The 24728-nt window shown below is 59.4% G+C and carries 21 protein-coding genes; 7 read left to right on the top strand and 14 right to left on the bottom strand.

Going from position 1 to position 24728, the window contains the following annotated elements; genetic code table 11:
- Positions 1–66 precede the first annotated feature (66 nt).
- Together IFT66_RS20170 and IFT66_RS20165 are read left to right on the top strand one after the other, a co-directional pair.
- Complete coding sequence (locus tag IFT66_RS20170; RefSeq protein ID WP_192078700.1) at positions 67–1503, top strand: FAD-binding oxidoreductase; 1437 nt, start codon at positions 67–69, stop codon at positions 1501–1503.
- Between the two features lie 26 nt (positions 1504–1529).
- Positions 1530–2249, top strand: coding sequence for a FadR/GntR family transcriptional regulator (locus IFT66_RS20165; protein WP_113110145.1), 720 nt, complete (start codon positions 1530–1532; stop codon positions 2247–2249).
- Between the two features lie 56 nt (positions 2250–2305).
- On the opposite strand, the gene IFT66_RS20160 is transcribed toward IFT66_RS20165, so the two are convergent.
- From IFT66_RS20160 to repA, 10 genes are all read right to left on the bottom strand, one after another.
- Positions 2306–3220: a TIM barrel protein gene (locus IFT66_RS20160; protein WP_192078699.1), complete on the bottom strand. Its 915-nt coding sequence runs from the start codon at positions 3218–3220 to the stop codon at positions 2306–2308.
- 14 nt (positions 3221–3234) lie between these two features.
- Positions 3235–3993, bottom strand: coding sequence for a glycerophosphodiester phosphodiesterase family protein (locus tag IFT66_RS20155; protein ID WP_192078698.1), 759 nt, complete (start codon positions 3991–3993; stop codon positions 3235–3237).
- A 20-nt stretch (positions 3994–4013) separates the two neighbouring features.
- On the bottom strand, positions 4014–4895 hold the full coding sequence (locus tag IFT66_RS20150) for an ABC transporter permease (RefSeq protein ID WP_192078697.1): 882 nt from the start codon (positions 4893–4895) through the stop codon (positions 4014–4016).
- Between the two features lie 14 nt (positions 4896–4909).
- Positions 4910–5836, bottom strand: coding sequence for an ABC transporter permease (locus tag IFT66_RS20145; RefSeq protein ID WP_062458560.1), 927 nt, complete (start codon positions 5834–5836; stop codon positions 4910–4912).
- A 12-nt stretch (positions 5837–5848) separates the two neighbouring features.
- Entirely contained in the window at positions 5849–6847 is a 999-nt protein-coding gene (locus IFT66_RS20140) for an ABC transporter ATP-binding protein (RefSeq protein ID WP_192078696.1), read from the bottom strand.
- On the bottom strand, positions 6844–7857 hold the full coding sequence (locus IFT66_RS20135; protein WP_062576657.1) for an ABC transporter ATP-binding protein: 1014 nt from the start codon (positions 7855–7857) through the stop codon (positions 6844–6846). The genes IFT66_RS20140 and IFT66_RS20135 overlap by 4 nt, the downstream gene beginning before the upstream one ends.
- 72 nt (positions 7858–7929) lie before the next feature.
- Positions 7930–9564: an ABC transporter substrate-binding protein gene (locus IFT66_RS20130; RefSeq protein ID WP_192078695.1), complete on the bottom strand. Its 1635-nt coding sequence runs from the start codon at positions 9562–9564 to the stop codon at positions 7930–7932.
- Between the two features lie 331 nt (positions 9565–9895).
- Entirely contained in the window at positions 9896–11224 is a 1329-nt protein-coding gene (repC, locus tag IFT66_RS20125) for a plasmid replication protein RepC (protein WP_192078694.1), read from the bottom strand.
- Positions 11225–11381: 157 nt separating this feature from the next.
- On the bottom strand, positions 11382–12401 hold the full coding sequence (gene repB / locus IFT66_RS20120; RefSeq protein WP_192078693.1) for a plasmid partitioning protein RepB: 1020 nt from the start codon (positions 12399–12401) through the stop codon (positions 11382–11384).
- 3 nt (positions 12402–12404) lie between these two features.
- Positions 12405–13601: a plasmid partitioning protein RepA gene (gene repA / locus IFT66_RS20115; RefSeq protein WP_192078692.1), complete on the bottom strand. Its 1197-nt coding sequence runs from the start codon at positions 13599–13601 to the stop codon at positions 12405–12407.
- A gap of 384 nt (positions 13602–13985) precedes the next feature.
- Here repA and IFT66_RS20110 point away from each other — a divergent pair, with 384 nt between their 5' ends.
- From IFT66_RS20110 to IFT66_RS20100, 3 genes are all read left to right on the top strand, one after another.
- Positions 13986–15074 (top strand): RHE_PE00001 family protein, encoded by a 1089-nt coding sequence (locus IFT66_RS20110; RefSeq protein ID WP_192078691.1) that lies wholly within the window; start codon positions 13986–13988, stop codon positions 15072–15074.
- Between the two features lie 127 nt (positions 15075–15201).
- A complete protein-coding gene (locus tag IFT66_RS20105; protein ID WP_192078690.1) occupies positions 15202–16404 on the top strand; it encodes a mandelate racemase/muconate lactonizing enzyme family protein in 1203 nt (400 codons plus the stop codon).
- A gap of 11 nt (positions 16405–16415) precedes the next feature.
- Positions 16416–17330 (top strand): DMT family transporter, encoded by a 915-nt coding sequence (locus IFT66_RS20100; protein WP_249406520.1) that lies wholly within the window; start codon positions 16416–16418, stop codon positions 17328–17330.
- Between the two features lie 56 nt (positions 17331–17386).
- Here the strand turns inward: IFT66_RS20100 and IFT66_RS20095 are convergent, their stop codons facing one another.
- The 4 genes from IFT66_RS20095 to IFT66_RS20080 are packed head-to-tail and all read right to left on the bottom strand — an operon-like array spanning position 17387 to position 21443.
- A complete protein-coding gene (locus tag IFT66_RS20095; RefSeq protein WP_062458586.1) occupies positions 17387–18391 on the bottom strand; it encodes a TRAP transporter substrate-binding protein in 1005 nt (334 codons plus the stop codon).
- Between the two features lie 50 nt (positions 18392–18441).
- Positions 18442–19719, bottom strand: a complete 1278-nt coding sequence (locus tag IFT66_RS20090) for a TRAP transporter large permease subunit (RefSeq protein WP_062458589.1) — start codon at positions 19717–19719, stop codon at positions 18442–18444.
- Positions 19720–20253, bottom strand: a complete 534-nt coding sequence (locus IFT66_RS20085; RefSeq protein WP_062458592.1) for a TRAP transporter small permease — start codon at positions 20251–20253, stop codon at positions 19720–19722.
- A gap of 29 nt (positions 20254–20282) precedes the next feature.
- Positions 20283–21443, bottom strand: coding sequence for a fumarylacetoacetate hydrolase family protein (locus IFT66_RS20080; RefSeq protein WP_092664385.1), 1161 nt, complete (start codon positions 21441–21443; stop codon positions 20283–20285).
- 397 nt (positions 21444–21840) lie between these two features.
- On the opposite strand from IFT66_RS20080, the gene mdoH reads away from it, so the two are divergent.
- Together mdoH and IFT66_RS20070 are read left to right on the top strand one after the other, a co-directional pair.
- Positions 21841–23745 carry a glucans biosynthesis glucosyltransferase MdoH gene (gene mdoH, locus IFT66_RS20075; RefSeq protein ID WP_192078689.1) on the top strand — a complete coding sequence of 635 codons (1905 nt, stop codon included), beginning with the start codon at positions 21841–21843 and terminating at the stop codon, positions 23743–23745.
- Positions 23742–24719 carry a zinc-dependent alcohol dehydrogenase gene (locus IFT66_RS20070; RefSeq protein ID WP_192078688.1) on the top strand — a complete coding sequence of 326 codons (978 nt, stop codon included), beginning with the start codon at positions 23742–23744 and terminating at the stop codon, positions 24717–24719. The genes mdoH and IFT66_RS20070 overlap by 4 nt, the downstream gene beginning before the upstream one ends.
- Positions 24720–24728: the final 9 nt, after the last annotated feature.

Here is a 24728-nt window from a genome sequence, read left to right as displayed (position 1 = left end):
AAAAGAGGTTATCAAGAAGCCGCGCCTTTCCAAAGAGCGGACGGATGAGCCCAAGGGAGAGACATCATGGCATTGGATCTTGAGGATAGCCCGGCCATGTCGCTGACCGCCTCGTTGGGCAGCGATATCGTGATCCGCGACGAGACCGAGATTGCCCGCTACTGCCGCGACTGGCACGGCGACGTTTCCAGCAGCGCCGTTGCCGTTCTTCGGCCCCGCTCGACGCAGGAGGTCGCCGCCTGTGTAAATGCCTGTCGTGCGCTGAACCTGGCAATCGTTCCGCAAGGCGGCAATACCGGCCTCGTGCTCGGCGGTACGCCTGATGATCCGGCCCATCAGGTCGTGATCAGCCTTGAGCGGATGAATGCGATCCGCAATATCGACGCTGACGATTTTTCCGCCGTGGTGGAGGCCGGGTGCATCCTCTCCGAACTCAAGGACGCGATCGCCGACAGGGCGATGTTCTTCCCGCTCGCACTCGGCGCACAGGGCAGTTGCCGGATCGGCGGCAACGTCTCAACCAATGCCGGCGGCATCAACGTGCTGCGCTACGGCATGACCCGCGAGCTTGTGCTCGGGCTTGAAGTGGTGCTGCCCGACGGCTCGATCCTCAACGGGCTCTCGACCCTGCGCAAGGACAACCGCGGCATAGACCTCAAGCAACTGTTCATCGGTGCCGAGGGCACGCTCGGGATCATCACCGCCGTTTCGGTCAAGCTTTCCCCCTACCCCGATCAGGTTGCGACTGCGCTGCTCGGCCTCACCTCACTCGAAGACGTCATTACTCTTTATCGGCGGGCGCGCCGGGATTGCTGCGATCTGATGTCGGCCTTCGAATTCATGCCGCCGCTCGCCATGACACTCGCGAGAGAAGCGATCCCCGACCTGCCCTTGCCGATGTCGGGCGATTATCCCGCCTATGTCCTGATGGAGATTTCCGGATCCGGCCTTGTCGATATCCAGGACCTGATGGAGCGCTTTCTGGAAGGCGTGATGGAGGACGGTCTTGTTCTCGACGGGACGCTGGCATCCTCTCAGGCGCAGGCGAAAAACCTCTGGCTGATCCGCGAAGGCATGAACGAGGGGCAGGCAAAGCGCGGCGCGCATATGCGAAGCGATGTCTCCGTGCCGCTTTCGAAGCTGCCGGCCTTCGTTCACGATGCGGAACAGGCTATCCATGCCGCCCTGCCCGATTGCATCTGCGTGTCCTACGGACATGTCGGCGATGGCAATGTTCATCTCAACTGTTTGCCGCCTTCGGATCTTTCGGCAGCGGAAAAAGCTGAACGGATCTATCGGTCAAAGACCGTGCTCAATGAGGTGGTGGACCAATATGCCGGCAGCATCAGCGCCGAACACGGCATCGGCCGCCTGAAGCAGATGGATTTCGATACCAGACTGCCCGATGTAAAACGCAGGTTGCTCACTGCGATCAAGCGGGCGATCGATCCCGACCTCGTGATGAACCCGGGATGCCAGTTGAATTTATCGGCAGAGTCGTAGAAACCATCCGGAACAGGAAGGCGGCCTTGGCTTTGACGGATTTCAACCAGATCAGGCGCAACGCGCATCTACCGGCCCGGATCGCCGCGGAAATCGGACGCGAGATCGTCGAGGGACGGATCGCGTCCGGAGAAAAGCTGCCGACCGAACATCTGCTTGCCCAGACATTCGGCGTCAGCAGATCGGTCGTGCGCGAAGCCATTGCACAGTTGCGCAATGAAGGACTGGTGGAGACACGCCAGGGCGTCGGTGCCTTTGCAACGGAAAAGGATCGTCGCCAGATGATCCGCGTCGAGCCAGCCGATCTGACCGATCCGGAAAATTTCCGAGACCTGTTCCAGCTGCGTCTGGCGCTTGAAGTCGAGGCGGCGGCGCTGGCGGCCGTCAGCCATACGCCCGACGATCTGAAGCGCCTCGACGAGGTTCTGGCGCAGATGACCGGTGCCGCCAAATGGACCGAGGAAGGCATCGCTGCCGATCTTGCCTTCCACCGCGCTGTCGCCGCTGCGACCCGCAATGATTATTTCATCCAGTTCATCGGCTTCATCGCCGAGCGTATCCAGCTCACCATCAACGCCGCGAGGGCCAAGGCCGTGCTGGAGGAGATCGTGGAAGTGACGATCGCCGAACATGTGGCAATCCGCGACGCAATTGCGGCTCGCGACGCATCCCGGGCCAGAAGCGCCATGCGCGATCATCTCGATGGCGCGTCCGGCCGTCTCAATCTGGAACTCACCGTTCCCTGAGGGCAGACATCAGAAGGCCAGAGCGGGGAAGTGTCCCTCCCCCGCTCTGCCCGACGTTATTCTGCCGCGATAGCTGCGGTGCGGTCGTTCAGGGCCATAAGGCCTTTCGCGCGTTCCAGACTTGCAGGCTGTTCGGCATGGTAGCGGCGTCCGATTTCCATCATCAGCACGGTGCCGGGCAGGAAGGTGAGTTCCGAGAAGATATCTTCCCAGTCGATATCGCCCCAGCCGAGCGGCATGTGCAGATCGCCGATGCCGAGCGCGGTATTTTCCTGCACGTGATGACCCTTGTAGAAAGCCTGCGGGCGGCCGAAGCTGTCATGGACATGCAGATGGCCGGCAACAGACGCCATGGCACGCAGCTCCTCACGGAAGTTCAGGCCGCGATAGGTCGACTCGATATAGGCGTGGCTGAAGTCGATCAGTGCCACGAGGTTCGGATGCCCGATCGTCTTGACCGTTTCGGCGATCTGTGTCGGTGTCTGGCGATACTGGCCGGGCTCCGTGGTGAAGATGTTTTCAAACGCGACCCGAACACCGTAAGGCTTGCAGAATTCGGCGAGTTCGAACAGCGCTTCGCGTTCTCGGGCGTCGGCTTCGGCGCGCTCCATGATCTGTTCGGCGCGCAGGTTACCGCCGTGCTGGACCAGGATGCCGGCACCGATGCGGTCGCAGATCTGCGCAAGCGCCTTAGCGGCGTCGAGCTGGTAGCGGCAGGTTTCCGGCTCCATGAAGTTCGAGGAGACGAGGCCATGAACCGTGTAGCGGAAGTCGAACTGCTTTGTCAGCGCCACAAGCCGATCGGCGCGCTCTTCGATGATGCGTCCGCCAGCGATGAGATCGAGGCTGGTCAGGCCGAGTTCGACGGTATCGACGCCGATCTCGCTCAGGATGCGAAGTTCCTTTTCTAGGCTTTCAAACTCTCCATTGGTGGAGCCGGCATTGAAGCCTGTGCCGATGATGTTGCTCATTGTCGTATTCCTTTTCAGGCAGGTTCGGATTGGAACTGGGTTTCGCGTCTCAGCTTGAGTGCGAGGTCCGGGCTGTCGGAGGTCAGGTGACCGATGCCCCGTTCGAGCCAGCGCCGGATCAGCGCCTCGTCGTTCAGGGTCCAGACGCAAAGGCGCTCGAGCGGAAGCCTGCCGGTGATGAGCGCCCATTCGGCATCCATCAGCTCGTGATGGACAGCGATGATATCGCCAAGATCGACGACCTTCTCGAGAAAGCGTTCGAGGCCGCCTTGTTTGTCGGCCCATTCCGCATTGACGGACACGAGGCGCGCAATATCAGGAGCAATGCGCTGGCATTCCTCGAGAACGGAGAGGTCGAAGGAGGTCAGATGGCAGCGCTCGGCAAGCCCGAACCTCTCGATCTCCGCCACGACTTTCTCGGCAATGCCCGGATAGGGCTGCTTGGATTCGTCGGACTTGATTTCGACATGCAGCTGCTTGCCCTCGGATTTCGAAAGGACGGCGAGGACGTCGGCCAGCGTCGGCACCGTGTCATCGGAACCGTCGAGATGCGTTTCGCCACGCATCTCCGGTGTCAGCAAGCGGACCGGGCCGGTCTTGTCCGTCGTGCGATCGAGCGTCGCGTCGTGGATGACGACCAGTTCGCCGGCATCGGTCAGGTGTACGTCGAATTCGATCGCATCCACACCGAGATCCAGCACGTTGCGAAAGCCGGTCATGGAGTTTTCGGGCCAGAGATTGCGGGCTCCCCGGTGGCCGGTGATCTTCGTCATTGTGGTCTCCTGAAGTGTGATCAGCGAAGGGTCGGATCGAGCTTGTCGCGCAGCCAGTCACCGACGAGCGAGATGGAAAGTGTCGTCACCATGATGACGAAGGCCGGCGCCAGCATGATCCACGGCGCCCGTGTCAGGTATTCGCGGCCGAAGCCGACCATGTTGCCAAGGCTGGTTTCCGGCGGCTGCACACCGAGCCCCAAAAACGAGAGCCCGCTTTCCATCAGGATAATTTCCGGAAAGGTCAGAGTCATCGAGACAATCAGGGTCGAGGCCACGTTCGGCAGAATATGGTGCAGGTAGACGCGTCCAGGCGTGGCACCGAGCTGCACGACGGCAGACGCATAGCCTTGCGCGCTGGCCGAGATCGCGAGACCGCGGGCTATACGGGCATAGCGCTCCCAGCCGTAAAAACCCATCAAACCGATCAAAAGCGGCATCGACGAACCGGAGAAGGCGAGCACGGCGAGCGACATGATGAGGAACGGCAGAGCGGCCTGGAAATCGGCGAGCACCAGGACGAGATGCTCGACCGCTCCCCGAAACTTTGCCGCGGCAAAGCCGAGCACGGTACCGAACACGGCGGAGATGATCGTTGCACCAAAGGCGATCGCAAGCGACACACGGATCGACTGAAGCAGGCGCGACAGGACATCGCGGCCGAGTTCATCCGTGCCCAGCAGATGCGCGGGATTGCCCGGCAGCGACAGACGGGCGCGCAGATCCATGGCGGTAATGCCATAGGGGCGGATGATGTTTGCGAACACGGCAACCACCACCATTCCGATCAGCCAGACGATGCCGAAGGAAACCGAGAACGGGACCTTGCGGACCTGCTTGATGAAGCGGGTGAAGAGAGACAGGTTGGGCGATTGTGGGCGGGCGATATCGGTAACAGTCATGACCGGCCTCCTCTCTAGTGAGCGCTCTGGGCGCGAAGCCGTGGATCGAGAAAGCCGTACAGCAGGTCGACGATGAGGTTCGACACGACCATGGTGGCGGCGACCAGGAGCAGGATGCACTGGACGACAGCGAGATCCCGGTTGCTGACCGAGACAACGAGCAGACGGCCGATGCCGGGCCAGGAGAAGATCGATTCCACCACGACGGCGCCGGCGATCAGCGTGCCGACCATGAACCCGACGATGGTGACGATGGGAACTGCCGCATTCGGCAGCGCATGCTTCCAGACGACGTCCTGCCACTTCATTCCCTTGGCAGATGCCGTGCGTATATAGGGCTGGCCCATCACCTCGATCATTGCACTCCGGGAGAAGCGCGCGAGAATGCCGATACCGCCGATGCTCATCGTCAGCGTCGGCAGGATGCCGTGCTGCCAAGTGTCCTGACCGCCGGATGGAAGCAGCCCGAGCGTGATCGAAAAGATCAGCACCAGCAGCAGGCCCATGACGAAGGAGGGAATGGTGAAGCCGAAGATGGCGGCGAGGATAACGCCGCGATCGATCGCGCTCTGGCGATGCAGGGCCGCATAGACGCCGGCCGGGATGCCGATCACGACCTTCAGGAACAGCGCCGGGATCGTCAGCTGCAGGGTCGCCGGAATGCGCTCGATCACCAGCTGCATGGCGGAGGCCTTGTCACGCATGGAAACGCCGAAATCGCCCGTGAAAATCGCCCGGATGTAGGACAGGTACTGGATCCACAGCGGCTGATCGAGGCCCCAGGCCTTGCGGAAGGCATCAACGGATTCTTGCGGAACATCGGGACCAAGCATGACCTGGGCCGGATCACCAGACAGCCGCAACACGACGAAGGCAAAGGTGATGACGGCAAGGATGGTGATCAGCGCGCGAAGAAGGCGAATGGAAGCGAAACGAAACATCGGGAATTCCTTTTAGGCCGCGACCGACGTCTCGGCGCGGGTCACCATGTGACAGGCCGCGGTTCGGCCCTCGGCAACCGACAGAAGCTGCGGCACGCTGGTACGGCAGATATCGGCGGCAAGCGGGCAGCGGGGATGGAAGGCACAGCCGGATGGGCGGTTGGCAGGGTTCGGCGGCTCTCCCTGCAGGATGACGCGGCCTTGAAGTAGCTTGCCCGGCACCGGCACACTGGAAACCAGCGCCTTGGTATAGGGATGCAGCGGCGTCTTGAAGATGACGTCCGAGGATGCTTCTTCGACGATACGGCCGAGATACATGACGGCGACGCGGTCGGCGATATTGCGGACCACCTTCAGATCATGGCTTATGAACACCATTGCGATGTGGTTTTTCTCCTGCAGGTCGCGCAGCATGTTGACCACCTGCGCCTGGATCGACACGTCGAGCGCCGAGACAGGCTCGTCGCAGACCAGAAGCTTCGGCCGCGATGCAAGCGCCCTGGCAATCACGGCGCGCTGACGCTGACCGCCCGAAAGCTCATGCGGATAGCGACCCGCCTGATCGGGTCTCAGACCCACAGCCGACATCAACTCGGCGACGCGCGTTTCCCGATGGGGCTTCGGCACGAGATTGTGGATGGCGAGCGGCTCGCCGATCTGCTCGGCAATCGTCAGACGGCGATCGAGCGCAGCCAGCGGATCCTGATAGACGAACTGCATTTTTGCGCGCAATGCACGCCATTCCGGCGTTGCGAGCTTCGGCATCGGTTTGCCTTCGAAGAGAGCCTGCCCTTCCTGCGGCGGATCGATGCCGAGCAGCATGCGGCCGAGCGTCGACTTGCCGGAACCGGATTCGCCCACGATGCCGAGCGTCTCTCTCGGCATGACCTTCAGATCAATGCCATCGACGGCGCGCACCGGTGTCGCGCGTCCGAACATGCCCTGGCGAACCTCGTAGGTTCGGACCAGACCTTTCGCTTCGATGAGCGGCGTTTTGAAACGGTCGTTCATGACAGCGGCTCCAGAACGCGTGCCTCGACGGGATGCGTGACGCCGATCGGAGGATGGGAACCGACGGGATGGTGACAGGACAGAAGCCGCCCATCATCCGTGGACTGAAGAGCCGGCATGCGGGTCCGACAGTCGATTGCGGCATGCGAACAGCGCGGCGAGAAAGCGCAGCCTTCCGGCAGGTCGCGTGGATTGGGAACCGTGCCGGGAATGGGGATCAATCGGTCGCGCGGACCATCCAGACGCGGAATGGCATCGAAGAGACCGCGCGTGTAAGGATGGCGCGGGTTGTCGAACAGGGCCTGGATTGTCCCCTGCTCCACGATACGGCCGGCATACATGACGCAGGCGCGCTCGCAGACCTGCGAGACAGCGCCCAGATCATGGCTGATAAAGATGGTCGCCATGCCGGTTTCGGCGCGCAATGCGATGAGAAGATCAAGGATCTGAGCCTGAATCGTCGCGTCGAGAGCCGTTGTCGGCTCGTCGGCAACGAGCAGATCCGGCTCGCCGGCAAGCGCCATGGCGATCATCACGCGCTGACACTGGCCGCCCGAGAATTCGTGCGGAAAGAGATCGATGCGCCGCCCTGCATCCGGAATGCCGACCATGTCGAGCAGCCGCAGCGCTTCCGCCTTTGCAGCCTCCCCGTGAAGGCCGCGATGGATCGCCAACGCCTCGGTGATCTGGCGACCGACGCGCAGAACCGGATTGAGCGAGCTGGACGGATCCTGAAAGATCATTGCGATCCGCTTGCCGCGCACGCCTTCGAGCACGTGTCGTGGCTGTGCGAGGATTTCCTGTCCGTCGACGCGGACTGATCCGCTAACCGTTGCTTTTCCGGGCAAAAGCCCGAGTGCTGCAAGCCAAGTGACGGACTTGCCGCATCCGGATTCACCCACAAGGCCGATCGCCTCTCCGCGGGCGATATCGAGATCGATACCATGCAGTACCTGAACGCCGTCGAAAGCGACCTTCAGGCCGCGCAGTTCCACAAGGTTTTTCACCATGGAACGCACCTCCATTTTATAAGCAGATGCGCCGGCCGCGAATTCCGCGGCCGGCGTGAGACATCAGAACGATCAGGCGTTCCAGTTGGCTGTGCGGAAGTCCATGGCGAAGGCAGGTGCTGCCTTCCACTTCAGAGACTTCTTCATGCCGGTAAAGACGGCGTTCTGGTGCAGGACCTGATAGGCGGGGTCTTCGCGTTCGCAGATTTCCAGCATGCGGGCAAAAGCCTTGTGGCGCTGGGCGCGGTCAGTCGAGGTTTCCATGATGACGGAAAGCTTGTTGACCTCCTCGTTCGTCCAGTCCTTCTTCTGCTGCGCTTCGCCGTTTGGTCCGAACTGGACGACGAGTGGTGTGATCGGATCGTTGATCGAGTTGGAAGCGGACCAGTCTCGGACACCCTTGACGCCTGCCGGATCGTGGATCTGCGCCCAGTTTTCCTTCATCTGGATCTCGACGTTGAGGCCGACCTGCTTCCACATCTCAACCATGATCTGCGCGTTCGCAGTCTGGTTGGTGTAGTAGTTGTTGAGAAGGCGATACGGGATGGCGTCGCCCTTGTAGTTGGCTTCCTTGAGAAGCTTGCGAGCAAGCTCCGGGTTGAATTCCGGCGCAGCCCAGCCTTCGACATACATGTTGGATGTCTTGAAGGAGTCGAACTGAAGTCCGGCCGGAACGACTGTCTGGCCAGCCCACAGTGCTTCCACGATCGCCTGACGGTCGATCGAATGCGTCATCGCGCGACGGACCAGCGGGTTGGCAAGAACCGGGTTCTGCGTGTTGAACGTGGAAATGCGGTGGTTCCAGATGGTCGAGCTCTGCACTTCGAGGCCAGGAGCCGCTTTGATCGCCGAGATCTGGTCTGGCGGCAGGTCGCAGGCAAAGTCGTATTCACCTGAGAGCAGGCCGTTGACGCGGGAAGCGACTTCCGGAACCTCGACGAAGCGGATCTGCTGCAGCGGCGGACGGCCACCCCAGTATTCGTCGAAAGCGACGAGCGTCAGCGACACGTCTGGCTTGAATTCCGAGACCATGTAAGGACCGGTCGTGACCGGCTTGCGGGCCCAATCCGTATAGCTCTTGGCTTCGTCCCAAGCGCGGCGGTTGGTGATCTGGCTGCCGAAGGAATAAAGGCGGCCTTCGAGCGTGATGTCAGGCGTTGCATTGTGGAAACGCACGGTGTGCTTGTCGACGACTTCGACACCGGCCAGTGCCGGCCAGAGGCGACGAGCGACACCGGGAACGATCGCCGGCAGTTCCTTGACCGTGGTCGGCTTGTTGTCGGCTTCAAAGACGGTCTTGCCGCCCTTCGGCTCGGTATTACCAAACAGGCGTTCCTTGGAGAAGGAGAACGCAACATCTTCAGCGGTCAGTTCGTCGCCGTTGTGGAATTTCACGCCCTGACGCAGCTTCAGTTCGAGCGTCTTGTCGTCGATGCGCTTCCATTCGGTCGCGAGACTGGCAACAGGCCCCTGATTGCCCATCCAGTCGCGGCCGATCAGGCCTTCCCAGAGGTTGGGGAAGAACACGCGTTCGCCAACGTTCGACTGTTCGTTCCAGACGTCCAACGTATTGTTGTTGGTGATCTTCTGAACGGCAATCGTCACCGATGGGCGTGTCGACTGGCTAAAGGACATGCGTGGAAGGACAATGGTGCCTGCTGCGGCTGACATCAGCGCCAAAGCGTGGCGACGGTTGATAGAAGGCATTGGATCTCTCCTGTGGGCGAGTGAATGCGTTCACGGAAAACACAATGGTTTCCGCGTCAGATGCCACTCGAAATCGACAAACAAATTTGAGCCGGCTGGCCGCGTGTTTCGGGAGGACCTCAACCGCGCCGCTGACTTGGCGTAGCTCTAGGGGACCAATGTTACGCGGATGTGACGTTTGTCTGTGTGTTCGATTTCCACTCGTTGACGCGATCTCCAGACGCGCTGGCCGTGAGCTAGGAGAGGTTTCTCTTTGTTTCACAAACTCCGAACGATGGTTCTGCGGACCTTTTGGCGACGGGGATCGAGCCAAAATTCCCCGATGTCATCATCAGCAAACCCAAGCGGTTTTGGTCGGCCCTTGTCGGGGTGAGGTTGTGCTTGGGTATGTTTCAGGCTTCGATCGACTGCCTCTCATCAGAGCCATCAGCATCGGCGCGGTCGCGAATTCACCCTTCTCTGCCCGGCGGGTCAGGTCTCTCAGATAGCCTCCAGCAGACGTGATTTGCTCAGCGCGTTCGAGCATGCAGGCAAGCACTGTTGCGGCGTTCTCAGGCCCCATCACGATTGCTGCGCGTTCATAGACAGCTGGCGTGATGTCGAGAGTGGAACGAACAACATAGGCTGCCGTAATCAGATCCCTCCAGGACGCGATCCCACCTCTTGGCCCATAATCGTTGATCTGGGTGCAGGCTTGCAGGACGAATGGGAGTGGTAGAGCTTTGTGTGTGGTGATCGAGCTCAAACGAGGGCCCTTTTGTCGAGTATCGCGTTGATCGTCAATCTCTTCGATTGCTGTGCCGTTCGCCAGAGTGTGTTCCGGTGCTTGTTCGGTTGAAAGCCCTTTCGACACCTGTTCAGATTCAGAAATGATATTTGTTTTTGAATCCTGTATGTGGCGCTCACTTTGAGATTCATTGGCGCTCATCTCTGGTGATTTCATATTTAATTTCAATTGGTTGACGACTTCTTCACGAAGTACCGAGAGTTTTGTGATGAGCGGCTCTGCGATATCGAGAGTGAGGACGCGCGGAATTGCCTGTAGGACGCATTGCAGATTTGTCTGTGCCTGCTCCCAGTCACCGGAAATCTTTTCATCCACGGCAAAAGTAATCAGCTTTGCGAGATCTCTTCGGCAAAGAGTAATTCTCTCTTTTGCAGCTTTGAGTTGTTCACGGCTAAGAGCGATCTCCGCTGCCATCGTTTCGATCTCTCGTGCGCGTGCCAGAAGTGGTGCGAGACTGAAGCCGAAGGCATCATCGAGTTTGCCACCTGAACTGCGGCGCGCATAGCGTTTGCCGTTCGGGCTGTCCTTGCGCAGGATTAGTCCGGTTTCCACCAGCACCGAGAGATGGCGCCGAAGGGTTGCCGGTGCCATTCCACGCGCTCGAAGCGACAACTGGGCATTCGACGGGAAGACAATGAGATTGCCATCTTCGAAAAGTTCGTCGCCCGGATAGAAGGTCAGGAGAGCGTCGAGCACGGTCAGTGCCCGGTCACTGATCCCAAGGGACGACCGTGATTCGCATATCGACCGAAACAGTTTCCACTTCGACCGCTTGATTCCCGATGCGATTTCGCTGGCTTTTTGGTGGTTTGCCAACAGCCCATACGACATCGTCCGCCGCCCAAAGGGCGTCGTTAAAGTTCCACTCTCCATTTTCTCTCACCTTTTTTCAGGCAAAAGAAAGCCGCTCACCGAAACGGTGCCAAAGACTCTTGACTGTGATTCATGGAAGTGCGATTCTCGATCTTGCTAGAAATCGGAGAGAGGCTTCCACGACCTTGGTCGTTCGGGGGCCTTTTTCTTTTGCTGATCAAACTCCCTTGTTGCGTTTAAATTCTGCGAAAAGCTCTGTGAGCCGTTCGCTGACGAAGTCGTCAAAACCCGGCGCGCTTTTCGCATCGAACACGAATGTCGACCGGTTTCCCGATTTGCGCATGACAACGGGCAGACCCCTCAGCTGTGCTTGAGCCGGCTTGCCACTATCCTCAGGTTTCACGGACAACTGTGTAAACGCGAGCTGGAAACGCTCGTCGCTTGTCTTTCCCTCTGCCCTGCCCTTCTGAAGGCACGAGAGCAGCCTTGGAATGTTTCCGGCATTGAGCTTTTCCGACAGCTCCGTCCACCGCCTGCGGCCAACCTCAGGTGCCGGACCGATCGCATCGATGATTTCCATCGGAATCGCCCGGACCAGGCTGATCATTTTTGACAAGGCTGCCTTGTCGACGCCAAGCGCTGCCATGATGATATCGCGCGTGAACGAACGATCCTCGAGACGGGTGGCGAACAAGGCGCGTTCGATATGCGAGAGGTTCGTGCGGGCGTTGTTTTCCTGACCCTGGCTGACGACCAGCTGGTCATCGGTCAGAACGCGGACAACCGCCTTGACCTTGAGGCCCAGCTGTCTGACGGCTGCAAGTCGGCGGTGACCGTAGGCGACCTGGAACCGGCCCGACTGGTCGGGATGAGGCCGCACGAGGATCGGCACCTGCTGTCCATGCTCGCGAACCTGCTCGACCAGTTGGGAAAGCGCTTCGCCATCGATCAGCATACGGTCGGAAACAAAGGAACTGTCGATCAGCGATGGATCCAGTTCAACGACGGAAAGACCTTCCGAAAGCTGCCGCTCGAGATCCTGCGCCCTTTCCATCTTCTGCGTGATGCTGCCAAGCGTTCTCGTGATGCCACCAACGGGGACACCGCTGCGGACGGCCGGTGCCATTCCGGCCAATGGACGTGACGATTGAGCAGCCGGGGGTGCGGCAGGTGTTGGCGCTGAACTGTTGTCCGGCGCCGGAGGCTCGAAGATGCCGATCAGGTTTTTACGTGCCATCTGTTAGCGCCTCCCCCACACGGACCGGATCAATTCTTCAATCTCGAGGTTCACGGCATTGAGCGAATCCATCGCGCGGTCGTAAGTGCCGCGGGTGAACTGATTGCGCTCGACCTCATACAGTGTCTGTTTCGTGACGCCGGCATCGGAGATCGCTGTCGACTTCAACATGGCGTTGTGAAGCATACGATTGCCGAAGATGGCGCGCATAAAGCCCGTCATCTGGCTCTGTGGGCCGTCATTGGGTTCAAACCGCGTCACAAGATAACGCATCCAGTCATAGCTTGTCCGCCCCCCTGCCCGCTCGACAACCGACATCAGTTCGCTGGTCATCGAGAGAAACTGCGACATCGACATGACGTCGAGCATTTGCGGGTGAACGGTAATCAAGGTCGATGTCGAGGCGCAAAGCGCCGACATGGTCAGGAAGCCGAGCTGCGGCGGGCAATCGATGACGACGACATCGTAAAGGTCTTCGATATCGGCAAGAACTTCGCCGATGCGGGCAAAGAACATCGTCGCAACCTGTCCCGACGCCATTGCCTTGGGCGTTTCGTGCTCGAACTCCATTAGTTCGAGGTTGCCCGGCAGGATATGCAGGTTCGGTGTGTAGGTGGAGCGGACAATTTCCGAAATAGGGCGCGGATCCTCATAGCGGATCGCACCATAGAGCGTCTCGCCTTCGCCCACATCGAGCTCGGGTTGATGCCCGAACAACGCCGACAGAGACGCCTGCGGATCGAGATCGATCGCGAGCGTCTTGTAGCCACGAAGGGCAAGATATTGAGACAGGTGCGCGGACGTCGTCGTCTTGCCGCTTCCGCCCTTGAAGTTCATGACGGAAATGACCTGCAGCTTTTCGCCAGGACGGCGGGCCGGTACGTATTTCGCCACGCCGTTCTTTTCGTCGAGAACCTGACGAATACGATCCATGTCGGTCGGTAGGTAAACACGCCGGCCGTTCGCCAGCGGCTCGGGTCCGTATCCTTCTGCGGCAACCTGACGGAGATATCCTTCTCCGATCCCGATGAAGCTCGCGGCTTCGGCTGGCTGGAAGGGCCGGATCGTCTTTTGAGATGTCGGTGCGAAGATTTTCGCTTGATGCATCTGAAGTTGATGCGCAAGCTCCTGGGAATCTGTTGCCAGAGTCGTTGGCAAGTGCTCCTGAGGTTCGTCGACTTTCAAGCTTGGCTGCGGCATCTTTCTCTCCAACTGCGCAATTGGCGAAGTTCTTCGGAAAACTGCGCAGTTGAATATGCCCCGATTCGCACGAGTTGTACAAATGATTCAATGCAAATGAATTTTGCGCCTGTGGAGAGCAAAAGTCGCGCTCGTTGTCCGCGGACAACGGGAAGTGGGGCAGGGTAAGGTATCAAATTCTGCTCAGTGGATCGCTAAACGTTTGCCATCTTTAACCTGTCAATAAGTGTTTATGGTGCTTGCTTATCACCATACAGATGCTAGCTTGATCCATCACGCCAGAAGCTGAACGGTTCCGTCAAACGGACGGATCCACCTTGTGTCCGGTAGCGAAACCGAACGTGACGCTAGCTTTCACAACGGCATTGAACTATAACGCTTTCAATGCGTTACGATTTCTCAAAAATTGACTTTGGTGAGTTGTTCGGACCGATCTCCGCAGCGACTGCCGGCGTTGTACGACTCGATGAGCGGATCGCTAGTTCCCCCGTACGGCAAGGCTGGATCGATCGCGCCCAATTCTTGGAAGCCTGCTCGTCCCTGTGGATCGATGGGGAACTTGTCCATATCGAAGACCTTGTTCTCCATGACGCAGGGATGGCAGTTCGAGCCTCCACTCACGAATTGACAGTTGCCCATGACGTACTGCGAACGCGCCGGCGAATTGCGGCGAGCGAACCGGAATGGGCCTTGAGCGCCGCTGGTCTTGCCGCGCTGAGGTCCGGTCGTCATGACGAGGCTCAAGACATTGAGATCAAGGCGGCACCGAGAGGGCTCGCAACGCTCTCGCGTGACGATGATTTCGAGGATCCCTTGGCAGCTATCGATGCTGTTCTCGCGCGAAGCCAGGCGTTGCTTGCGGACGCCGTAAGCGTTCGTTCGATGAAGATACCAGGCCGGGACGCTCTCATCTATGACGAGGACTGGGACGAGGACGCTCGTCTGTCGGAATGGCGGGTGGTGTTGGACGAAACGCAGTCCATGCCGCCCCTCCTCAGGGCCGCCGTTGCGTGGGACGCTTGGTCTAACCTGCAGGTGTCGAAGCATGCGCCATGGCTTGGACGTTTGCTGGCGAGCGCGGTGTTGCGCGAAGCCGGGTTAACCGAAACGCAGTTGTCCGCGGTCAACTTCGGTCTCCGGCAGGTGTCGCGGGAGCGCAGAATGACCAGGAACCGCATGGTGAGGCTTCTCGCGTTCACGGAAGCAATTGCGCTCGCGTCCGAGCATGGCATGAAGGAGCACCAGCGGTTGTTCCTCGCCAAGCAGCAGCTCGAGCGCCGTCTGGTGGGCCGGCGACAGTCGTCGCGGCTTCCCCAGCTAATCGAACTTGTCTTGTCGCGCCCGCTTGTTTCGAGCGGGATGATTGCCGACACACTGGAGATAACCCCGCAGGGCGCGCTGAAGATTGCTGCCGAACTTAATCTTCGCGAATTTACCGGGCGAGGGCGCTTTCGCGCCTGGGGAATACTTTGATCTGACGGGTTAACGCGTTGCAAATAAAGACAAAAGCGAACTGAAACGAGTGTTCCCGGCCTTTCTATCGTCCAAACGATCCCTTAATGATGAGGGTATGTCGTGGAGGACATTAAGGGAGGTATCAATGAAGATCACGAAACTCGAAACCGTGCGAGTTGCAGAGCGCGCAAACCTGATCTGGGTTCTGGTTCATACGGATGAAGGTCTGACCGGTCTCGGCGAGACGTTCTTCGGGGCAGAGACGGTCGAAAGCTACATTCACGAATATGTTGCACCGCGGGTGCTCGGCCGCGATCCGCTTGCCATCGATCTTCTCGCACAGGACCTCGTGGGCTATGTCGGGTTCCGATCCTCGGGTGCCGAGGTGCGTGGCAACTCGGCTTTCGACATCGCGTTGTGGGATCTGTTCGGGAAGGTCACGGGCCAGCCGATCGCGCAGTTGTTGGGCGGCTTCAGCCGCAAGGAAATCCGCACCTACAATACCTGCGCCGGCACCGAGTATATCAAGAAATCCACTGGCCAGACCACGGGCAACTATGGCCTGTCGACCGGCTCGGACTACGACGATCTCAACGGGTTTCTCAACCGGGCGGACGAATTGGCACATTCGCTGCTGGAGGAGGGGATCACGGCGATGAAGATCTGGCCCTTCGATGCCGCCGCCGAAAAGACGAGGGGACAGTATATTTCACCTTCCGATCTCAATGCAGCGCTTCAGCCATTCGAAAAGATCCGCAACGCTGTCGGCGACAAGATCGACATCATGGTGGAGTTTCACTCCATGTGGCAGCTCCTGCCCGCGATGCAGATCGCCAAGGCGCTAACGCCCTACAGCACGTTCTGGCATGAAGACCCGATCAAGATGGATAGCCTGTCGAGTCTGCGTCGTTATGCCGAAGTATCGCCCGCACCAATATCAGCATCTGAGACCTTGGCAACGCGCTGGGGTTTTCGGGATTATCTCGAAACGGGCGTCGCCGGCATCGTCATGCTTGATATTTCCTGGTGCGGCGGACTTTCTGAAGCGCGCAAGATCGCCTCGATGGCGGAGGCTTGGCATTTGCCGATCGCTCCGCACGATTGCACAGGCCCGGTTGTCCTCGGCGCATCGACGCACCTGTCGCTTAACGCACCCAATGCGCTGGTGCAGGAAAGTGTGCGCGCCTTCTACAAGACGTGGTACCGCGATCTCGTCACCGCACTGCCTGAGGTGAAGAACGGCATGATCACGGTTCCGCCTGGTCCTGGCCTCGGAATGGACCTCAATCCAGACCTGGACAAGGTCTTCACCGTAACACGGCGTTTCTCAAACCTCGCAGACATGTAGGGCATCGCGGCATGATCGCATCCATCTCCAAGCAAATCGTCTCGGCGCGCATGGCCGGGCCCCTCATCATGCTGCTCGGCATGGTCATGTTCGCCCTTAACGACGCCATGGGGAAGTGGCTCGTTTCGAGCTACGGCCTTGGACAGGTCGTGCTTCTGCGCAGCCTCGCCGCGCTTGTCATCCTGCTGCCCTTCCTGTTCTTTCAAGGATTCGGCTCGCTGCTGAAGGTCGAACGACCCGGCATTCAGGCGCTTCGGGTGTTCTGCTCCACCGCCGAGGTTTTCTGCTTCTACTATGCCGTGATGTATCTTCCGCTCGCAGACGTCATGACCTACTGGCTCGCAGCACCGATCTATGTCGCCGCGGCCTCGCCACTGCTACTGGGTGAAAAAGTCGGCTGGCGTCGGTGGACTGCAATCGGCATCGGCTTTATCGGTGTCGTCATCACGCTCGAACCGTCGAGCGCGATGATCAGTCCGCCAGCGATCGTATCCATCTTCGGCAGTGCCGCCTTCGCGTTCATGATGATTTCAGGTCGTTTCCTGAGGGCCACCCCAGACCGGACGCTTGTCTTTTTCCAGATCGTCGGTGCGGCACTTGCAGGCCTTGCTTTCGCGCCTTTCGACTGGTCGCCGATCGCTTCTACCCGCGATTTTGGCCTGCTCGCATTGCTCGGTATAGTGGCAATGACGGCTCACGTTCTCGTAAACAGAGCATTGAAGATCTCGGATGCGGCAACGGTCGCTCCCCTACAGTACACGCTTTTGCTCTGGGCGGTTCTGTTCGGCTGGCTGTTCTTTGGCGATATGCCGAGATTCGGAATGCTGATCGGTGCAGCACTGATCGTCGGTTCCGGCGTCTTCATCTTCCTGCGTGAGCAGACGCTGAAGAAGCGCCAAAAGGTGCAGCCGATCGCGCTCGAATAGCCATGAAAAAAGCCCGCGACGGTAACGTCGCGGGCTCGTCTGCCGAAGGCTGATGCTTACTTACGGACTTCCTTAAGTTCCGCCAGGATGCCATCAACCACATCGGCACCAATCTGGTCCTTGTGCTTTTCATAGACAGCAAGCGACTTTTCACGAATGCGAGCCTGCTCCTCAGGCGACAGCGTGTTCACCTCCAGGCCGGCGGCCTTGATCTTTTCCAGCGACTTCTTGTTGAGATCGCCGATCACCTGGCGCTCCACATCGCGACCGACCACTGCGCATTCACGCAGTGCAGTCTGTTCTTCCGGCGAATAGGTGTTGAAGATCGCCTTGGAGAAGAGGAAGAGGAACGGCGTATATGCGTGGTTGGTCTCGGTGACGTATTTCTGCACTTCGAAGAACTTCGAGGTGTCGATCGTCACATAGGGGTTTTCCTGCGCGTCGATCGCGTTGGTTTCCAGAGCCGAATAGACTTCGCCGAAGGCCATCGGGGTCGCGTTTGCACCAAGGTTCTGGAAGGTGTCGAGGAAGATGTTGTTCTGCATGACGCGAACCTTCATCCCCGAGAAATCTTCCCACTTGGTGACGGCGCGCTTGGAGTTCGACAGGTTGCGGAATCCGTTTTCCCAATAGGCAAGATTGACCAGACCGGCGCCATCGAGCTTCTTGTTCATCTCGTCGCCAAATTTGCCGTCGAGCACCTTGTAGGCCTCAGGGGCATCGCGGAACAGGAACGGCAGGTCGAAAACGCCGAGTGCCGGAATGATGCCGACGAGCGGAGATGAGGATGTGACGACGGCTTCCTGAACGCCCGAGCGCAGCGCCTGGGTTGCCTGAAGGTCGCCGCCAAGAGCGCCGCCCCAGAAAGCGGTCAGCTTCAGCTTGCCGCCGGACTTCTGGTCCAGGCATTCCTGCATGGCTTTGATTCCGTTACCGACCGGATGGTCGGCATTGATGCCGTTAGAAACGCGAATGTTGCGGCTCTTGAATTCGGCGAAGGCCGGTGCCGCTGTGGAGCAGGCAAGCGCGATCGCTGTAGTGGCAAGAAGCAGTCTCTTCATAGTAGTCCTCCCAGTTGGACGTTGATGTGAACAGGTTGAATGGCAGGCCGTCAATGCAACCAGCGTGCGGGCACGATCACAAGATCGGGAAACAGCACGAGCAGGAAAAGCACGAGCGACTGCGCAAGAAGGAACGGCCACACGCCGGCCGTCACCTTGCCAAGCGGTATTCTCCCGACACCGCTGACGACGTTGAGCACAACACCGACCGGTGGCGTGATGAGGCCGATCGAGTTGTTGATGATAAAGAGCACGCCGAAATAGACCGGATCGATTCCCGCCTGCTTGATGATCGGCATGAGAACCGGCGTCAGGATCAGGATGGTCGGCGTCAGATCCAGTGCCGTACCGACAACCAGAACCAGGATCATGATGACGAACATCAACAGCGTCGGGCGATCGATCAACGGTTCGATATAGCCGGCGATTTCTGCCGGAATATTCGCAGCCGTGATGAGCCATGCCGATACGAGTGCCGCGCAGACGAGGAACATGATGACCGAAGTCGTCTTGGCGGCTTGCAGAATGACGTGCGGAAGGTCTCTTGGCTTCAGTTCCTTGTAGATTACCATGCCGACGAACATCGCATAGACGGCGGCAACGACGGCAGCTTCGGTCGGCGTCACGATGCCAATCTTGATGCCGCCGAGGATGATCACAGGCATGCCGAGCGCCCAGGCAGCGCGTCCGGTTGCGTGCAGGCGTTCCTTGTAGGTGGTTTTTGGAAGCGCCTGGACGTTATCTTTGCGCACCACGATCAGCCAGGTGATGATCAGTGAGACGGCCATCAGGATGCCGGGGAAGATGCCCGCCATGAAGAGCTGGGTGATCGACACGTTCGCGGCAACGCCGAACACGATAAACGCCATCGACGGCGGAATGACCGGGGCGATGATACCGCCGGCAGCGATCAGACCGCCAGAGCGGGGAATATTATAGCCTGCCTTGGCCATCATCGGGATGAGGATGGCGGCAAGGGCGGCCGTATCGGCAGCGGCTGAACCCGAAATGCTGGCCATGATGAGCGCTGCAAAAATCGCGACGATCCCGAGACCACCTCTGATGTGACCGACGCAGGCGATCGCGAAATCGATGATACGCTTCGACAAACCGCCGGAATTCATCAATTCGCCGGCGAGAATGAAGAAGGGGATGGCGAGCAGGGTGAATGTATCTGCACCGGCAATCATGTTCTGCGCGATGATCTGGCTGTTGAACATGTCCATGTACCACATGAGCACGACGCCGCAGAAAATCAGCGAGAACGCGACGGGGACGCCAACGGCCATCGCCCCAAGCAGCGATCCAACAAAGACGAAAAGTGTCATTTAGGTCCGCTCCGCCAGTTGTTCGATCGTCATGTTTTCACCCGTGAAGGCTGCGATTTCCGCGTCGGTGACGCGACCCGTGATCAGGCGGAACAGACGTTCGAGCGCGATCAGCACGCATCCTCCACCGGTGAAGAAGCCGATGCCGTAGACCCATGCCATGGAAAGCCCGGTCACAGGCGCGACCATGCTGGCGTTGATCGGCAACTGGACCCATGTGCCCCAGAAGAAAATTGCCGAACACAGGATGATCAGCAGGTTCGAAATGATCATGCAGGCGATACGGCCCGAGCGGCCGAGCATGGCGACCAGCGACTCCACACCAAGGTGGGAATGTTCGCGAAACGCCACGACTGCACCGATGAAGGTCAGCCAGACGAAGAAGTAGCGCGATAGCTCTTCCGATATGTTGAGGCCGGAGTTGAAACCGTAGCGCAGCACCACGTTGAGGAACACCATGATTGCCATGCCTGCCAAAAGCAGGATCAGCAGCAGTTCCAGAAAGCGGTAAAAGAGATCGTTTATTCGTTGCATCGGGTTCCTCCTCCCATCAACCGCGGCGGCTACAAGAGCTTGCGCTTCGCGAGGTTCTTCATCAAAGCCGTCAGCCCGAAGTCCCAGGGCGGGCAGGCTTCACTATTTTCCACCCAATTCACCAGGCGCCCGAGCCTTGGCGACGATATCTCGACGCGGTCGCCAATTTCGTGGGTAAAGCCCAGACCCTTGCCGCGCCGATCCTTGACCGGCGCAAACATGGTGCCGAGAAACAATACGGCGCCATCAGGGTATTGATGGTTGCGGTTGAGAAGCTGCGAGACGAGATCTTCCGGCGTGCGGCTAATTGCCTGCATCGGGCTGACGCCCGTCATCTCGAAACCTTCAGGGCCCTCGACTACAAGCGAGATCTCCGACTTCTTGACGTCTTCGAGCGAAAATTCGCCGTCGAACAGTCGGATGAAGGGACCGAGAGAACAGGATGCGTTGTTGTCTTTTGCCTTGCTGAGAAGGAGGGCGGACCGTCCTTCGAAATCGCGAAGATTGACGTCATTGCCAAGCGTCGCACCGACAATCGCACCCGTGGATGTGACAGCAAGCACCACTTCCGGTTCGGGATTGTTCCAATCCGACTTCGGGTGAATCCCGACCAGCGACCCGCAGCCGACGGCCGACATGGGCTGGGCCTTGGTGAAGATTTCCGCATCCGGACCGATCCCGACTTCGAGATACTGCGACCAAAGCCCCATATCCTGCAACAGCGCCTTCACGCTTGCTGCCTTTTCCGAGCCGGCCACAAGCCCCTTGAGGCTGTCGCCCAGTACCGGCGCCAAGCGACCACGGATCTCCTGGGCCCGAAGCGGATCGCCCTTGGCCTGTTCCTCGATGACCCGTTCCAGCATGCTGTCTGCGAAAGTTACGCCCGCGGCCTTGATCGCCTGCAGGTCAACTGGCGCCAGCAGCGTTCCGGCAGTGCCGTCTAGGAAGTCATCGAGAGAGCCGAGATCCGTCCAATCGGTGGCTGCCGTCAGGCGCTCCACCAGGCCGTCGATCTCAAGCAGTGCTGACAGCGTCGCAGCGAGCGACGAAAGATCCAGAAGCCTACCATTCCGGTAAAGGACAGGGCAGGGGCCGTCCGCAGCCTTCGACCAGACACGACCAACCAGAGTGGCGGTCTCGCTATCCTGCGGTAAAATCAGTTCGGGCGTCAGCCCGCCATGTATAGTCATTATGATCCTCCAAGCGGCCGATCGATCAGGCCTCCACCCGTCGATCTGTTGTCCGATGTCTGACAACGTCGCTTGAGCTTTCTACTGAGTGTTTTTCTTTGTGTCCAGTACTGCAACCCTGTCAATTCTGGGGATCATCTATACAATATACGCGGGCAAAGAACGCCGACGCACGGTGTCGTTCCGGTGCGCCCCAATGAAGTCGATGCAAGCTGACCAGGCGACGGATGAACGATCATCCTACGTCGAGCGGTGACGGACGATCCAAAAGGATCCCAGTAAAACCTGCGGCTGTTTGCGCACTGGCGCGGATCTGGAGCGGGGCAACGGCGTCGGTAAACTTCATTTGAAATCGCTCGGCGCTTGCTAGGACGGAGGTTCAGCCTAAGTGTTGCGCATGGGCAATTTAAAAGAAGGCGTTCTCAACGCGATGGCTGCCGACCAAAGTGCAACGGGCTGGCAGTCGGATCCCGATCGAAGTCCCGACTTCCAGTATTCCGGACTTCCAGTCCGGTGGCGCCGTCGTATTGTTCTGGCGCTCAATCTCGCAACGATCGCGGGGCTTGGGTATGTCGTCTACCGACTTCTTTCCCCAGGTGGCATTGATGGTGCGGAAGCCGTCATGCTGATCGGGTTCATGCTGGCAACGCCGTGGACGGTGCTTGGGTTCTGGAACGCCGTGATCGGGATCGTCCTCCAGCACGGCCCCGGCGACCCCTCCAAAAGCATCTACCCCTTCTATCCGCAGGGTCAGGGAAGCCAGCCGATCGCTTTGTCGTCGCGGACAGCGCTGACGATATTCCTGCGCAACGAAGATCCGCGGCCCGTCTTTGCCCGGATAGAGGCGATGCAGAAGAGCCTTCAGGCGACCGGCCTTCAACGCCACTTTCGGTTCTTCGTCCTCAGCGACACGTCCGAGCCCGACATCATCCAGTTGGAAGAAGCGGGCTTCGATCTCGTTGCCGCTCATGTCGTGGCGGATGGCGGTAACCGGCCGGTCTATCGTCGTCGTGCTGACAATGCCGGTTACAAGGCGGGCAATATTCAGGACTTCCTGAAGGAACACGGAAGCCGCTACGACTTTTTCCTGCCGCTGGATTCCGACAGCGTCATGTCCGGCGACGTGATGATACGGCTGGTGGCTGCCATGGAGGCACGACCTGAGCTCGGGATTCTGCAGACCCTGGTCGTCGGAGTGCCCGCCGAAAGCGGCTTTGCCCGGATGTTCCAGTTCGGTATGCGTCACGGAATGCGGTCTTTCACGCTCGGCTCCGCATGGTGGAGCGCTGATTGCGGGCCTTACTGGGGGCACAACGCCCTGATCCGCGCCGCGGCATTTAAGGCCCACTGCAATCTGCCCGTTCTCCCGGGATCGCCGCCATTGGGCGGCCATGTGCTGAGCCACGACCAGCTGGAAGCGACCTATATGCGTCGGGGCGGCTACGAAGTTCGTGTGCTGCCTATCGAGACAAAGAGCTTCGAAGCCAACCCACCGACATTGCTGGAGTTTGCCAAGCGAGATCTGCGATGGTGCCAGGGCAACATGCAGTATTGGCGTTTCCTTTTTGAGCCGGGCCTCAAGCCGCTGAGCAGGTTCCAGCTTTTTCAGGCGGTCCTGATGTATGTCGCACCGCCGGCCTGGATCGTCGCGACGTTTGCCGCCGCATGGAAGGGTGTGACCGGCGGCTTTGATGCGACCTACATCGAACTCGGCTTCTGGTCGTTCATCACCATCTTTCTTCTGTCGGTCACCCCCAAGATCGCCGGCGTCGTCGATGTGCTGCTTACCCCCGGCGCGATCCGCTCCTATGGCGGACCATTGCGCTTCGGTCTGTCGGCGGTGATCGAACTCCTGGCCTCGATGATCATGGCGCCCATCGTTGCCGTCTATGTCTCGGTGTTCCTGATCGGTCTTCTGTTCGGACGTTCGGTCACCTGGAGCGGTCAGAACCGCGACCGGCTCGGCGTTACGCTTTACACAGCCATCAAGGCGATGGGCCTTCAGACATTGATCGGCGTTGTCCTTGCTACGATCATCACGGGCCTGATCGGTGGGTACGCGATCTTCTGGGCTCTACCTGTGGTCGCCGGTCTCTGTCTGGCGATCCCGTTCACGGTCTTCACGGCCTCGCAGCGGTTCGGTTACTGGACGACCCGTCTCGGACTGTTCGCAATTCCCGAGGAAGGCTGTCTTCCGCGGGTCCTCACCCGCCTCGTTCCGCATGAAGCCCGTCTCTGGCGTCGTCCGTCCGTCAGAGTCGAAGGCAAGTTTCCCAAGCCGGCACGCGATGGCCAGGCATGACGATAGCGCAAGCCTTGTGGCTGGTGCGAGAAAACCAGCCTGAAGTGCGGGAGACGCCGCTTGGTCCGCTCGGGCACGGCGATGTCCTGGTGGAAAGCCTGTTCGGCGCCATCAGCCGCGGTACCGAGTCCCTGGTGGCAGCCGGCTCGGTCCCCGAAAGCGAATACGACAGCATGCGGGCGCCGTTGCAGGATGGAGAATTCCCGTTTCCGATCAAGTACGGCTACGCGGTGGTCGGAACCGCAAAGGACGGCCCGGAAGCGCTTGTCGACCGGACAGTATTCTGCCTCTATCCGCATCAGGATGCCTTCCACGCCCCCGCTGAGATGGTCGTGCCGGTTCCAGCAGGCGTGCCCGCCTCGCGCGCCGTCCTTGCAGCCAATATGGAGACGGCCCTCAACGGCGTTTGGGATGCCGGCATTCTTCCCGGAGACAAGGTCGCGGTCGTCGGTGCAGGGCTCGTCGGGCTTCTGATTGCCTATCTCGCCGCAAGGATCCCGGGCACCGAAGTCACCGTCGTGGACGTCAATGGCGATCGCCGTGGTCTTGCCGAAGATTTCGGATGCCGGTTTGCATCACCCGAACAGGCGAACGACCGTGCCGGCGGATGCGATGTGGTGATCCACACGTCGGCCACGGCCGCAGGTCTTGCCACATCCATTGCGCTCGCCGGCTTCGAGGCGCGGATCGTCGAGATGTCGTGGTATGGCGAAGGCAGCGTGAAGATTCCGCTGGGCGGTCGTTTCCACAGTCAACGCCTGTCGATCGTCGCTTCGCAGGTCGGCAACGTACCGGTTCAAAGGCGCGCAAGGTGGCCGTTTTCGCGACGTCTGGCCGCGGCACTTGCATTGCTTGCGGATGACCGCCTCGACAAACTCTTCTCCGGCGAGACGGACTTTCCCGACCTTGCCCAAGACTATTGCCAAATTCTCGCCGATCCCGGCACCCTTTGCCACCGTATCCGATACCGTTAGTCTGAAAGG

The sequence above is a fragment of the Rhizobium sp. CFBP 13726 genome (genome assembly GCF_014841925.1).
GTDB classification, from domain to species: Bacteria; Pseudomonadota; Alphaproteobacteria; order Rhizobiales; family Rhizobiaceae; genus Neorhizobium; species Neorhizobium soli.
Note: the sequence above shows the minus strand (reverse complement) of the source record. Positions and strands in the feature narration are given on the sequence as shown.

What these genes read in the sequence shown, in the direction of transcription:
- IFT66_RS20170 (WP_192078700.1), top strand. Translation starts at nt 67, where the DNA reads ATGGCATTGGATCTTGAGGATAGCCCGGCCATGTCGCTGACCGCCTCG.
- IFT66_RS20160 (WP_192078699.1), bottom strand. Translation starts at nt 3,220, where the DNA reads ATGAGCAACATCATCGGCACAGGCTTCAATGCCGGCTCCACCAATGGA.
- IFT66_RS20155 (WP_192078698.1), bottom strand. Translation starts at nt 3,993, where the DNA reads ATGACGAAGATCACCGGCCACCGGGGAGCCCGCAATCTCTGGCCCGAA.
- IFT66_RS20150 (WP_192078697.1), bottom strand. Translation starts at nt 4,895, where the DNA reads ATGACTGTTACCGATATCGCCCGCCCACAATCGCCCAACCTGTCTCTC.
- IFT66_RS20145 (WP_062458560.1), bottom strand. Translation starts at nt 5,836, where the DNA reads ATGTTTCGTTTCGCTTCCATTCGCCTTCTTCGCGCGCTGATCACCATC.
- IFT66_RS20140 (WP_192078696.1), bottom strand. Translation starts at nt 6,847, where the DNA reads ATGAACGACCGTTTCAAAACGCCGCTCATCGAAGCGAAAGGTCTGGTC.
- IFT66_RS20135 (WP_062576657.1), bottom strand. Translation starts at nt 7,857, where the DNA reads ATGGTGAAAAACCTTGTGGAACTGCGCGGCCTGAAGGTCGCTTTCGAC.
- IFT66_RS20130 (WP_192078695.1), bottom strand. Translation starts at nt 9,564, where the DNA reads ATGCCTTCTATCAACCGTCGCCACGCTTTGGCGCTGATGTCAGCCGCA.
- repC (WP_192078694.1), bottom strand. Translation starts at nt 11,224, where the DNA reads ATGGAGAGTGGAACTTTAACGACGCCCTTTGGGCGGCGGACGATGTCG.
- repB (WP_192078693.1), bottom strand. Translation starts at nt 12,401, where the DNA reads ATGGCACGTAAAAACCTGATCGGCATCTTCGAGCCTCCGGCGCCGGAC.
- repA (WP_192078692.1), bottom strand. Translation starts at nt 13,601, where the DNA reads ATGCCGCAGCCAAGCTTGAAAGTCGACGAACCTCAGGAGCACTTGCCA.
- IFT66_RS20110 (WP_192078691.1), top strand. Translation starts at nt 13,986, where the DNA reads ATGCGTTACGATTTCTCAAAAATTGACTTTGGTGAGTTGTTCGGACCG.
- IFT66_RS20105 (WP_192078690.1), top strand. Translation starts at nt 15,202, where the DNA reads ATGAAGATCACGAAACTCGAAACCGTGCGAGTTGCAGAGCGCGCAAAC.
- IFT66_RS20100 (WP_249406520.1), top strand. Translation starts at nt 16,416, where the DNA reads ATGATCGCATCCATCTCCAAGCAAATCGTCTCGGCGCGCATGGCCGGG.
- IFT66_RS20095 (WP_062458586.1), bottom strand. Translation starts at nt 18,391, where the DNA reads ATGAAGAGACTGCTTCTTGCCACTACAGCGATCGCGCTTGCCTGCTCC.
- IFT66_RS20090 (WP_062458589.1), bottom strand. Translation starts at nt 19,719, where the DNA reads ATGACACTTTTCGTCTTTGTTGGATCGCTGCTTGGGGCGATGGCCGTT.
- IFT66_RS20085 (WP_062458592.1), bottom strand. Translation starts at nt 20,253, where the DNA reads ATGCAACGAATAAACGATCTCTTTTACCGCTTTCTGGAACTGCTGCTG.
- IFT66_RS20080 (WP_092664385.1), bottom strand. Translation starts at nt 21,443, where the DNA reads ATGACTATACATGGCGGGCTGACGCCCGAACTGATTTTACCGCAGGAT.
- mdoH (WP_192078689.1), top strand. Translation starts at nt 21,841, where the DNA reads ATGGGCAATTTAAAAGAAGGCGTTCTCAACGCGATGGCTGCCGACCAA.
- IFT66_RS20070 (WP_192078688.1), top strand. Translation starts at nt 23,742, where the DNA reads ATGACGATAGCGCAAGCCTTGTGGCTGGTGCGAGAAAACCAGCCTGAA.